Here is a 12,029-nt window from a genome sequence, read left to right on the forward strand (position 1 = left end):
GGGGGGGGGGGGGGGTGCGGGGGGGCCCCCGCCCCTATCGGTCCCCCCCTTACCGGGTTGTTGGGTTTTGGGGGGGGGGGGGGGGGGCGCCGGGGGGGGGCCCCCCCCGCGACGCTACCGGCCCGAAGGCCTTGATCCGGACGGTATGTGACGCCGTGTCACACCGTGATGTTCAGTAGCTCGCATAGTTGGATCAGGGCCGGGATGGCGTCCTGGCGCACGATGACGTCGCCGGTGCGGGCTCCCTCGATCGGGTAGGGCTTGAAGGTGCCGTTCTCCACCAGCCCTTCGGGGTCCACGTAGAAGATCCGCATCCCCGTGTCGCGGGCACGCTGCTGGACCGCGCGCCGGTCGGCATGCAGGCCGATGACCAGCAGGGAGCGAGCTTCGGGCAGCAGCGGCACCGGCGGAATCTTCTGGTCGTAGCGGCGCACGAACACCTCGGGCAGCCCGGCCCGCGCGGAGAGGGTGTCGAAGTTGTGCGTGATCACGGGGCCGACCAGGTGTCCGGCGGTGTGCAGGGCCTTGAGCGCGCGGTGCGCGGCCGTCGGCTCGGCGAGGAAGCACGCGCGGAACATGGCGACCAGGTCGGGCGCCTTGGTGTCCGCGCTGAGCAGCATCTCGGGCACCAGCGTGTCGGCCTCGGGACTGAGGGTGAAGGCGTGCGACTGCGTCAGGGCGTTGTCGCGGCGGTCGGTGACCCGGTACACCTCGTGCAGGTAATGCAGCGGTGGGATACCGGCTTCGATGGACGTGCCGCAGCCGACTTCGACCTGAAACGGCAGGTAGTCCAGGATCGGCGTGAGGTCGGGCGTGATCGTGGGCTCTCCGCGCTGGTCCTTGACCCGCATGCCGCCCGCGAGGACGTCCCACGGTAGATTCCGCACGGTGCGCGGGACTTTGAAGTCCTCCGAGATGAAAGACAGATCGACAGACCGGAAGCCCGCCGGGGTGAGACGTCCGGCGCGCTCGTCCTGCGGATGGTCGTCGTAATCGGCGACGCTAAGGCGCAGGTCACCTTTCGCCCACACACCATCGCCCTTCGAGCGCCAGTTGCCTCGGCCGAGCCACACGCCGATCTGCCGCAGGTACGCAGCGATCTCGTCGGCGGGGGCGGTGCAGGAGTGGAACAGGTACAGGTCCGACAGGACCAGGCGCGGGACAGGGAACGTGTAGTCGAGCCCGTACAGGTAGCGGTAGTGGACGACCCGGCGGCGCCCGGCATTGTCCACCGACCAGCCGGACTGTGCTGCGTTAGCGGCGTCCTGCGTTCGGCGCCAGATTCCCTCCTCGATGGAGCGGGGGCGCTCGTGGCCATCGCCGGCGAAGTGCTGTTCCCAGCTCTTGACCTGCGCGTCGGTCAGCTGCTCGATCACGGCATAGGGCAGGAACACGGCCGTCTCCTTCGGGTGGTGTTCGCGATCAGGGGTTGTTGGGGTGCCGGCCGCTGCTCGGGGGATGCACGCGGCCGGCGCCGGATCCGCCTAGAACAGCGGGCGGAGTCTTGGGCGCCGTCAGGCGCGGTCGTCCGGCACGGCTAGGTCGGCGTGGACGACCTTGCCCCGAGGCCAGAGCTGGACGCCCCACTTGCCGTTCGTCAGGTGGTGAACCAGGGTCAGGCCCCGGCCGGACTCGGCGGTGGGGCCGGCGTCGATCTGTACGGGCGGGGACGCCGAGCCGTCGGAGACCAGTAGGCGCACGGTGCCGGCTGTGGGGCGGAGTACGGCGACGACCATGTGAGTCTGGCAGCCGGTCCGCACCGCGTTGCCCACCAGCTCGGAGATGATCAGCTCCGCGTCGTCTGCCAGGTTGGGCAGGCCCCACTCGGTGAGCTTGGCGCTGACCAGACGGCGGGCGTCGCGGGCCGATTGCGGGGCGTAAGGCAGCCGGATGGTGGCCGGAGCCGGCAGGGCGGCCGGGGGCGTATCTGCGGCCGGTGGGGTCCGTTCAGAGGTAGTGGTCATCGCTGGCCCCATGTGGGGCGCGCGGTGGTCGGCCAGGTCAGCATCCGGTGTCCCTCGGGTCGGTGCCGAGTCCGGCCGCGCGACGGGGGGTGAACAGGCCGGCGGCCGAGGACGCGAGCTCGCGCCGGCGCCAGTGGTCGCCGGGGGAGCGGCGCAGCGGCACCGCGACGGCGCCGGGGTGGGCGGCGGCGAGGAACGTGCCGCGTTCGCGCAGGACGGTGGCGAGCCGGTCGAAGGCGGCCGCATGCCGGCTCGGGCTGGCCATGGGGTCGTCGTGGACCATGTCGCGGGTCCAGGTAACAACGCCGACGACCGTCTGCTCAGACAGGGCGTCGGTCACGGCCTGCCAGCCGGGCCGGGCCATCAGGGGCTGCGCGGGGTCGCTGTCCACGGAGAGCACGGCCACCGGCCACTGACAGGCCTCGGCGAACGTACGGACATGGGCGGCGATGAGATCGGCGGCTGGTGCGTCACCAACGCAGATGTAGATGGCGACGGGGACGCGGCCGACGGGTCGGGGGTGGTCACTGGTCATGCCGACCACTGTCATCGAACGATCACTGTCGGTGAATACACGGGTCGTGGTAGCCGACGAAGTCACCCACCGCCGACCACCACGCTCCGTGGTACCCGCGCCCGTCACGGCGGCCGGGCGCCACGGGGCGTGGTAGCCGCGTATTTCCGAAGCTCACGGACCACCACGTCACGACGTGGCGCTACCTGACCACCAGAGGGACGCCGGCGGCCTGCGCAACGCTCCGCGCCATGGACATCGACACGTCCGCGATCCGGTCCGTGATCACCCCCGGAAGAGCCTGGTGCCGGACCCACCTCGGGGCGATCCGGCACGCCTCTTTCAACTCGGCGGCGGCAGCCTCCCACTGCCGCGTCTCGGTGCGTGTCAGCGCGATGTCCAGGTGAAACCTGGCCCGCGTGGACAGCGGCATGTTTGTGTCGAGACGGGTCGTCTCGATCCAGCGCAGTGCGCCGGCGGTGTCGCCGAGCGCCATCGCCACCGACACGGCCTGCGTAGCGGCGTAGGACGGGCCGAAGGGCTGGCCCTGGTTGCCTCGGGCGTGCTCGCGGCCGATTCGGGCCGCAACGGCGTGACACTGGCTCAAAAAGTCCCGGGCGGTGTCCGCGCTCGCCCCGCCTCGGGACGCGGCGACGGCGGCGTTCGTGACGAGCTGTCCGTACACACTGAGCCGGTCCGGGTCACTGTCGGACATACGCGGCTCGACCTTGGCGGCGGCCTGCTGGGCGACGTGAACGCCTTTGGAGGTATGGCCGTCGCGCAGGCAGATCCACGACAGCGACGCCATCAGGTGGGCGGACCGAAGGTCGTCACCGACCTGGTCGGCGACGTTGCGGCCGTGGGTGATCGCGGTGTATCCGAGGTCGCGGGCGCCGAGAATGTTGGCCATGACGGCGGCGGTCTGGAACGCGTCGGAGAGGACGCCGCCGGCGGCCTCGCGCCGGTCCGGTCCGGCGGCGTCGAACAGCGCCCGCGCCTCGGGCAGCAGGGCGGACAGGAGCGCGCCGAGCTCCACGTAGCGGCCGCTCCAGAACGCGGCGTCAGCGCGCCGCGCGGCGTCCCGCAGGTCCTCCAGGCTGCCGGGCTCCACGTCGGTGCCGATGCCAAGGCCGGTGTCGTGCACGGCCGCCGACACCGCCCGCAGGGCCGAGCGTTCGTCCAGGTCCATGCCCCGGCGCGGGGACTGCTGGCCGAGGATCACCGACACGTCCGTGCCGAGGCCGGCGGCTACCTTCATCAGCGACGGCAGCGACAGGCTGCCGCCCTGTTCGAGCTTCCGGATCGTGCCGAGGGACACGCCCGACTTCTCTGCCAAGTTCTCCTGCGTCACCTCCCTGCCGCGCAGGATCTTGACACGCTCCGCCGTGGTCCGTTCCGCCCACAGGGTCATTGGCTGACTCCGTCCCAGGTTGTGGCCTTCCTGTGACGGTACTCCCACAGGGTGCGGGTGTGACATAGAACGGTTATGCCCCGTAGGCCAGTTGACGTGCGGGGCGGTGGTCGGCCTGCCGCAGGTCAGACGCAGGCGCCGATGCCAAGCAGGGACGCCACCCGGGCGGAGGTGCCAGGCTGACCGTCGGCGAGGACCGTGGTGATGCCGAGCGCTTCGGCTGGCGGCAGGTTCACCGGGTGGTCGTCTACGAACACGCACGCCTCGCCCGGCAAACCTATGCGGTCCAGCGTCAGCTGGTAGATCGCCGGGTCAGGCTTGGCGATTCCCTCGCGCTCGGAGATCACCGTGACGTCGAACAGGTCCCACACGCCGCAGGCGGCGTACGGGTCATAGGGGTCCAGGCCGAAGCTGTTGGACAGCATGGCGACCATGTAGCCGGCTTCCCGGGCGGCTTTGGCGAGGGCCACCATGTCGGCCGCCGGCCGGACGCCAGCCCACGCTCGGCCCATCAGGTTCTCGTGCTCGGTCAGTCCGAGGTACGGCGCGGTCTGTCGGTTCCAGTCTGCTTGGCTGAGGGTGCCGCGCTCAAGGTCCGCGTAAAGCTGCCGGACGACCGGGTGCGTGTTCAGCGTGCGGCGCCAGGCCTCGGGGTCGAGTCCCTGGCTTACGCACCACTCGCGGTGCACAGCGAGAGCATCCGTGGTGAGGACGCCGGCGAAGTCGAGGATCAAGCCTCGGTACGTGGACGGAAGCGTGCCGGGCACAGCCGGTTGCGCCATGATGAGTTCCCCTTCTCGGTGCGTCGCAGTACGGCGAAGGTACTCGCCCATTGAGCCGCCGAACTCGCCGCCGCGTGAGAACAGATGATCGGGGCCCGCACGAGATCGCTCGTGCGGGCCCCATCGCGGCGCTCAGCGCGCGGCCAGGGCCTCCAGGACGCGGTCGAGGGAGGTGCCGAGGCCCCAGCGGGTGGAGAGGTGTTCCAGGGTCATCGGGTCCAGCGGCTCGTGGGGGAGGGCCGGGTCGAAGTCGGGCAGCGGGGCGTCCTGAGCCACCCGGACGACGGTGGGGGCGACGTCGAGGTAGGCGGCGCCCTCGACGATGTTGCGGCGGCGGGCCGGGGTGAGCCTGGAACTCACGTCCAGCGCCGCGGCGCGGATGGCCGCGAGGTCGCCGTACTCGTTGATCAGCTGGGTGGCGGTCTTCTCGCCGATGCCCTTGACGCCGGGCAGGCCGTCGGACGGGTCGCCGCGCAGTGCCGCCATGTCGGCGTACTGCGCGCCGCGGACGCCGTACTTCTCCAGCAGCAGGGCGTCGTCGGTGACTTGCAGGTTGCCCATGCCCTTGACGGGGTAGAGCACGGTGATCTGCCGGGCGTCGTCGACGAGTTGGAACAGGTCGCGGTCTCCGGTGACGATCTGCACCGGGCCCTTGGCGCGGGCGGTGAGGGTGCCGATCACGTCGTCCGCCTCGTAGCCGGGCGAGCCGACCCGGGCGATGCCCAGCGCGTCGAGCACCTGCTCGATCACCGGGACCTGCGGGGCCAGCGTGTCCGGCACCTCCTCCTCGCCGTCCTCGGCGGCCTCGGCGACCCGGTGGGTCTTGTACGAGGGGACGAGGTCCACCCGCCACTGGGGGCGCCAGTCGGCGTCCATGCAGGCGACGAGTTCGTCGGGGCGGTGGTCCTGGACCAGCCGGGCGATGAAGTCCAGCAGGCCGCGGACGGCGTTGACCGGCTCACCCTGCGGCGAGCGCAGGGTGTCCGGTACGCCGAAGTAGGCCCGGAAGTACAGGCTGGCGGAGTCGAGCAGCATCAGTCGCGGTGCGGTCACGCCTCAGATCATGCCGTACGGGGGTGACGGACAGCTGGTTCTCAGTGCTCGTGTGGGCCGGCGCGGTGCACCGGACCGTGGGCGTCGGCGCAGTGTTCGGCGGCCGAATCGCCCGGGGCGGTGATCTGCAGCAGCGCGCCCGCCTCGTCCTCGCCGACGTGGTCGACCTGGAGCGTGCTGTGGGTGATGCCGTACTCCTCGGCCAGCCGGCGCTGCAGCGAGCGCCGGACGGCGTGGCAGTCGCCGCCGGGGGTCACCAGGATGTGGGCGGACAGGGCCGGCTGGTTGGAGGTGATCTCCCAGATGTGCAGGTCGTGGATCTCCTCGACCAGCGGTTCGGCGACCAGCCGGTCGGCCACCGTGTCCGGGTCGATCCCGGCCGGGGCGGCCTCCAGGAAGATCCGCCCGGAGTCCCGGACCAGCCCGATGCCCGCCTTGAGCATCAGCGCGACCACGATCAGCGAGGCGATCGCGTCGGCCCGGGCGAAGCCGGTGGTCAGCATGACCGCGCCGGCGACGGCGGTGGCGATGAAGGCGTAGAGGTCGGTCAGCACGTGCTGGAAGGCGCCCTCGACGTTCAGCGAGCTGCGGTTGGCCTTCGACATGCACCAGGTAGCGGCCAGGTTGACCACGATCCCGATGAGCGCGGTGACCAGCACCAATGAGCCGGTGACCTCGGGCGGTTCGATCAGCCGGGTGATCGCCTCGTAGCCCAGCCAGGCCGAGAGCACCAGCAGGGTCACGCCGTTGGCCTGGGCGGAGAGGATCTCGGCCCGCTTGAGCCCGTAGGTGTAGCCGCCGCGGGCCGGGCGGGCGGCGAGCCGCATAGCGACCAGGGCCAGCACGATCGAGGCGGCGTCGGTGAGCATGTGCGCCGCGTCGGAGATCAGGGCCAGCGACTGGGCGGCGAAGCCGACCGCGACCTCGCCGGCCATGAAGACGACGATCAGGGCGAGGGCGCTGACCAGCCAGCGGCGGTCGGCGTCGGCGGCGACACCGTGCGAGTGGCCGCCGTGGCCCCCGTGTCCGTGTCCGTGTCCGTGGCCGTGCGAGTGCTGGTGGTCATGTGCATGATCATCGTGGGAATGCTCGTGCCGGGCCATCGAAGTCCTCTCCGGGCGGACGTGTGGTCGGTGACGGGGGGGCGATCGCCCCGCACTCGAAGTGAACCGCAGAATCGACAAAGATCCAAAGGCTGTACTGGTGACCGTTGTCGTTGCCGTTCGGATGTCCTTCGGATGTCCTTCCCCGTACGGCGGTGCCGCCCGCGCCACTCGCATGCTCCCCACCCTGCCGGCGGCCGCCGAGCACCTCCCGTCGCCGGTGCCGACACTGCGGTCCTGAACGCGGCTGAACGCGACGTTCCCCGCGCCCCGGCACGGGGCGCGGGGAACAGCTGACCCAAAAACTCTTTCCCCGTGGCCAGTTGCGGCCCATGCCCCGGGCCCGCGCCCGGCCGGGTTCACCCCAGTGCCACCGCGTCCAGCGCCGCCGCGGTGGCGGCCCGCACCAGGCCCCGCATCACCCGCAGATCGTCCCCCTGCTCCGGATGCCACTGCACCCCCACCGTGAACCCCGGCCCCTCCACCGCCTCCACCGTCCCGTCCGGGGCGAGTGCGCTCACCCGCAGGCCCGCCCCCAGCCGGTCCACCGCCTGGTGGTGGAAGCTCGGCACCTCCAACTCGCTCTCCGGCAGCAGCCCGCCCAGCAGCGTCCCCGGCACCGGCCGCACCAGGTGCGCGCCGTAGACCCCCGGCGACCCGCCGTGCACGTCCACCGCGACCACGTCCGGCAGGTGCTGCACCAGCGTCCCGCCGCAGACCACGTTCAGCACCTGCATCCCCCGGCAGATCCCCAGCACCGGCATCCCCGCCGCCAGCGCGCCCCGCAGGAGCGCGACCTCCCAGGCGTCCCGCTCCGGCGAGTCCACCTCCGTCAACGGGTGCGCCGGCTCGCCGTAGTACGCCGGGTCGATGTCCGGCCCGCCGGCGATCACCAGGGCGTCCAGCCGGGCGAGCACCTCGGGGGCGCGTTCGGGGGCGTCGGGCGGCAGCAGGACGGCGATCCCGCCGGAGTTCCGGACGTACGCGGTGTACCGCTCGGGTACCAGGGCGACCCGGCGGCCCCGCCAGTCGCTCCAACTAGCGTCCACCAGGTAGGTGCTGACACCGATCAAAGGCCTGCGATCCATGGCGCGCATTCTCCTCCCGCACCGTTTGATCCCACGTCAATCACGCGCATCGGCGCGCCACACCCGCCCGCCCTCTTCCGCCCCGCGAGCCGCAGGCCGTACGGTTCGCTGTGACTGCCTGAACTCGAAGAGTGATCGATGGGGAGGGTTCCGCCATGCCCGAGAACGCCGCCGCGGGCTCACCGCCCCGGCCGCCGCTGACCCTGGACGAGCTGCGCACCCTGGTGGACGCCGGCGAGGTGCACACCGTCGCGCTGTCGTTCACCGACATGCAGGGCCGGCTGCAGGGCAAGCGCTTCGCCGCCCGGTTCTTCCTCGACGAGGTCGCCGAGAAGGGCGCCGAGGCCTGCGACTACCTGCTGGCCGTGGACGTGGACCTGAACACCGTGGACGGCTACGCCTTCTCCTCCTGGGCCACCGGATACGGCGACTTCGCGATGCGTCCCGACCTCGGTACCCTGCGGCTGACCCCGTGGCAGCCCGGCACCGCCCAGGTCACCGCCGACCTGGCCCGGCACGGCGGCCACCCGGTGGACGCCGCCCCGCGCCAGCTGCTGCGCCGCCAGATCGCCCGGCTCGCCGAGTACGGCCTGGCCGCCGACATCGGCACCGAACTGGAGTTCCTGGTGTTCCGCGACACCTACGAGCAGGCCTGGCTCGGCGGCTACCGCGGCCTGACCCCGGCGAACCTCTACAACGTGGACTACTCGATGCTGGGCACCGCCCGGGTCGAGCCGCTGCTGTCCCGGATCCGCAACGAGATGGCCGGCGCCGGGCTGACCGTCGAGTCCGCCAAGGGCGAGTGCAACCTCGGCCAGCACGAGATCGCCTTCCGCTACGCCGACGCCCTCACCACCTGCGACCAGCACAGCGTCTACAAGACCGGGGCCAAGGAGATCGCCGCCCAACAGGGCTGCGCGCTCACCTTCATGGCCAAGTACGACGAGCGCGAGGGCAACAGCTGCCACATCCACCTGTCCCTGCGTGACGCGGTGGGCGCCCCCGCCTTCGCCGACCGGGACGGCCGGATGACCGACACCATGCGGCACTTCCTGGCCGGACAGCTGCTCGCCCTGCGCGAGTTCAGCCTGCTGTACGCGCCGAACATCAACTCCTACAAGCGCTACCGCCCCGGCTCCTTCGCCCCGACCGCCGTCGCCTGGGGCCGGGACAACCGCACCTGCGCCTACCGGGTGGTCGGTCACGGCCCGGGGCTGCGGATGGAGAACCGGGTGCCCGGCGGCGACGTCAACCCGTACCTCGCGGTGTCCGGCATGATCGCGGCCGGCCTGTACGGCCTGCAGCGCAAGCTCGACCTGCCCGCGCCCTGCCTGGGCAACGCCTACGCGGTGGAGGAGTACGTCCGGGTGCCCGGATCGCTGCGCGAGGCCGCCGACTTGTGGGCGGAGAGCGAACTGGCCCGCACGGCCTTCGGCGACGACGTGGTCGAGCACTACCTGAACATGGCCCGGGTCGAGCAGGCCGCCTACGACGGGGCCGTCACCGACTGGGAGCGCTACCGATCCTTCGAACGGATGTGAGCCGTGACCGAATCGGAGTTGAGGGACCGGCGGTCGGTGGTCGCCTGATCGGCGGGCTGGGCGTGCAGGTTGTCGGGGATGCGTAACGTGAACTCGATCGCGCTGTCTTTGTGTGCCGCTAGGATGACGGTGTGTCACCTGATGTGCATCAGTGCCTGCGGATGGATCGAGAAGAAGTCGTGCAAGAGCCAAGCCGACTTCGCATGCGTATTCTGCGGCTTCACCTGCAGCGCGGACACCAGCGCAGCAGCCAACGTCGCGGTAGGACAGGCCGCAAGGCCCCGGAAGACACCTTCCGGTACCGGAGGGGCAACGCCGAGCCAGCGGTCGAGTGCCCGTGAACCTCAACACCCCACCGGTGTTGGAATCCCCCGGCTTCGGCCGGGGGAGGATGTCAAAGCGAGGAGTAGGAGCCCGATGAGCGAGAAGCCCGGGAAGGACGAGACGGTCTGCCGCCGTCTGGTCGGCCGTACCGCCGTGGTCACCGGCGCGGGCAGCGGGATCGGCCTGGCCGCCGCCCGCCGGCTCGCCTCCGAGGGTGCCAAGGTGGTCTGCGCGGACCTGGACGAGGAGACCGGGCGGGCGGCCGCCAAGGAGGTCGGCGGGCTGTTCGTGCACACAGACGTCACCGACCCGTACATGGTCGAGGCGCTGTTCGACGAGGCGTACGAGACCTACGGCAGCGTGGACGTCGCGTTCAACAACGCGGGCATCTCGCCGCCGGAGGACGACTCCATCCTGACCACCGGCCTGGACGCCTGGCGCAAGGTCCAGGAGGTCAACCTGACCTCGGTCTACCTGTGCTGCAAGGCGGCGCTGCCGTACATGCGCCGGCACGGGCGGGGCTCGATCATCAACACCGCGAGCTTCGTGGCCCGGATGGGCGCGGCCACCTCGCAGATCTCCTACACCGCCTCCAAGGGCGGGGTGCTGGCGATGTCCCGAGAGCTGGGCGTGCAGTTCGCACGGGAGGGGATCCGGGTGAACGCGCTCTCGCCCGGGCCGGTGGACACCCCGCTGCTGCGCGAGCTGTTCGCCAAGGACCCGGAGCGGGCGGCCCGCCGGCTGGTGCACATTCCGCTCGGCCGCTTCGCCCGGGCCGAGGAGATCGCCGCCGCGGTGGCCTTCCTGGCCAGCGACGACTCCTCGTTCATCACCGCGAGCGAGTTCCTGGTGGACGGCGGCATCGCCGGGGCGTACGTCACCCCGCTGTAGGCCCTGGGCGCGCCGGGCCGGGTCGTGGGCTTCTCACCGTAATCTCATCGAAAACCGCGGGAATTCGCGGCTGCGCTGATTTCGCGTTTATCCGGCTCCCTTTAGATTCTCTGTTGTGAGTGAGCAGATTCCCGCCGGGTGGTACCCGGACCCGAAGGACACCACCAGTGACCCGAGACCGCAGCGCTGGTGGGACGGCAGGGGCTGGACGGCCGACACCCGGCCCGCGCCCTCGGACGCCCCACAGCCGGAGGCCCCGGCCGCAGCGGCTCCGGGGGCGGGAACGGCGGAGCAGCCCACGGTGCTGGAGGGCGAGGTCCTGGAGAGCGGCCCGACGGTCCGCTACCCGGAGCCGCCGCCCTTCGGCGCGGCTTACGGCTCCTTCGGCGAGCCCGCCAAGCCGCCGCGCAAGGCCTGGCGCAAGCCCTCCAGGCTCGTGGTGGCGACCGCCGTCGCCGCCCTGCTCGGCCTGGGCGCCGGCTCGGGGATCACCTACCTCGCGATGGACGGCCACGACAAGGACCGCACCGCGCCCAGCGCCCGTCAGCTGCCGGTGCCGAACGACGACGGCGGGCCGTTCGGCGGCCTCCCGGGCGGCGGCAGCGGCGGCAGCGGTGGTAACGGTAACGGCGGCGGGAAGTCCAAGCCGGGCGCCGGGAAGGCGATCGACCTGGTGAACAAGCTCAGCCTGCCGGTGCCCTCCGGCTGGCAGGCCGGCCACACCAAGGACGGCTTCGCCGCACTCACCGTCGGCTCGTACACCTGTGCGGACGGCACCGGCAGTTGCACCCTCGGCGGGGTGACCACCGGCCGGATCGACGGCGGCGGCACCGACGCCCAGGCGGCGGCCAAGGCGGACATCGAGAAGACCGCCAAGGACTCCTACGGCGACCTCACCGGTCACCAGGAGCTCAAGTCCGAGGCCGTGAAGGTCAACGGGCAGGACGGCTACCTGGTCCGCTGGAAGGTGGACGCGGCCAAGGGCAACAACGGCTACGTGGAGACCGTGGTCTTCCCGTCCACCGACGGCAAGACGCTGGTCTCGGTGCACTTCGGCTTCGACATCGCCGACAAGGCGCCGGACGTCGCGGTGATGGACACCATCGTCAAGGGCATCGCCGACTACAAGGGCAAGATCCCGAGCATCCCCGGCCTCCCGGGGATGCCGGGTGGCGGCAGTGGCGGCGGCTCCGGCGGTTCGGGCGCTCCCGATGACTCGGGGACCTCGACCACCTGAGCCCCCGCTCCTCACACCGCGACGGCCCACCCGGGAGGAATCCCTCCGGGTGGGCCGCCGTTCATCCCGGCTCCCCGGGGGAGCCGCGGAACCGGGACCGGACGGGGGTGGGCCGGCCCGG

The 12,029-nt window shown here is 71.4% G+C and carries 11 protein-coding genes; 3 read left to right on the plus strand and 8 right to left on the minus strand.

Translation table 11 applies throughout. The features are described from left to right. Positions 1-158: 158 nt before the first annotated feature. The 8 genes from ACH4E7_RS14890 to ACH4E7_RS14925 form a co-directional block, all read right to left on the minus strand. Complete coding sequence (locus ACH4E7_RS14890) at positions 159-1,376, minus strand: hypothetical protein (RefSeq protein ID WP_396249446.1); 1,218 nt, start codon at positions 1,374-1,376, stop codon at positions 159-161. A gap of 138 nt (positions 1,377-1,514) precedes the next feature. Further along, positions 1,515-1,964, minus strand: coding sequence for an ATP-binding protein (locus tag ACH4E7_RS14895; protein WP_396249447.1), 450 nt, complete (start codon positions 1,962-1,964; stop codon positions 1,515-1,517). A 37-nt stretch (positions 1,965-2,001) separates the two neighbouring features. Further along, entirely contained in the window at positions 2,002-2,499 is a 498-nt protein-coding gene (locus tag ACH4E7_RS14900; protein ID WP_396249448.1) for a hypothetical protein, read from the minus strand. Between the two features lie 181 nt (positions 2,500-2,680). Then, positions 2,681-3,889 (minus strand): helix-turn-helix domain-containing protein, encoded by a 1,209-nt coding sequence (locus tag ACH4E7_RS14905; RefSeq protein ID WP_396249449.1) that lies wholly within the window; start codon positions 3,887-3,889, stop codon positions 2,681-2,683. A gap of 125 nt (positions 3,890-4,014) precedes the next feature. Beyond that, positions 4,015-4,671 (minus strand): HAD family hydrolase, encoded by a 657-nt coding sequence (locus tag ACH4E7_RS14910; RefSeq protein WP_396249450.1) that lies wholly within the window; start codon positions 4,669-4,671, stop codon positions 4,015-4,017. A 132-nt stretch (positions 4,672-4,803) separates the two neighbouring features. After that, positions 4,804-5,706, minus strand: coding sequence for a 5'-3' exonuclease H3TH domain-containing protein (locus ACH4E7_RS14915; RefSeq protein WP_396249620.1), 903 nt, complete (start codon positions 5,704-5,706; stop codon positions 4,804-4,806). Positions 5,707-5,765: 59 nt separating this feature from the next. Continuing rightward, positions 5,766-6,827 (minus strand): cation diffusion facilitator family transporter, encoded by a 1,062-nt coding sequence (locus tag ACH4E7_RS14920; protein WP_396249451.1) that lies wholly within the window; start codon positions 6,825-6,827, stop codon positions 5,766-5,768. A 359-nt stretch (positions 6,828-7,186) separates the two neighbouring features. Continuing rightward, complete coding sequence (locus ACH4E7_RS14925; RefSeq protein WP_396249452.1) at positions 7,187-7,915, minus strand: gamma-glutamyl-gamma-aminobutyrate hydrolase family protein; 729 nt, start codon at positions 7,913-7,915, stop codon at positions 7,187-7,189. Between the two features lie 155 nt (positions 7,916-8,070). Here ACH4E7_RS14925 and ACH4E7_RS14930 point away from each other — a divergent pair, with 155 nt between their 5' ends. The 3 genes from ACH4E7_RS14930 to ACH4E7_RS14940 all read left to right on the plus strand — a co-directional run bounded on the left by ACH4E7_RS14930 (position 8,071) and on the right by ACH4E7_RS14940 (position 11,908). Further along, complete coding sequence (locus ACH4E7_RS14930) at positions 8,071-9,456, plus strand: glutamine synthetase family protein (protein WP_396249453.1); 1,386 nt, start codon at positions 8,071-8,073, stop codon at positions 9,454-9,456. Positions 9,457-9,873: 417 nt separating this feature from the next. Then, a complete protein-coding gene (locus ACH4E7_RS14935) occupies positions 9,874-10,671 on the plus strand; it encodes a 3-oxoacyl-ACP reductase (RefSeq protein WP_396249454.1) in 798 nt (265 codons plus the stop codon). Between the two features lie 115 nt (positions 10,672-10,786). Beyond that, the gene (locus tag ACH4E7_RS14940) at positions 10,787-11,908 is read left to right on the plus strand and encodes a DUF2510 domain-containing protein (RefSeq protein WP_396249455.1); all 1,122 of its coding nucleotides are present in this window, start codon (positions 10,787-10,789) and stop codon (positions 11,906-11,908) included. Positions 11,909-12,029: the final 121 nt, after the last annotated feature.

It is taken from the genome of Kitasatospora sp. NPDC018058, assembly GCF_044327205.1.
GTDB lineage: Bacteria > Actinomycetota > Actinomycetes > Streptomycetales > Streptomycetaceae > Kitasatospora.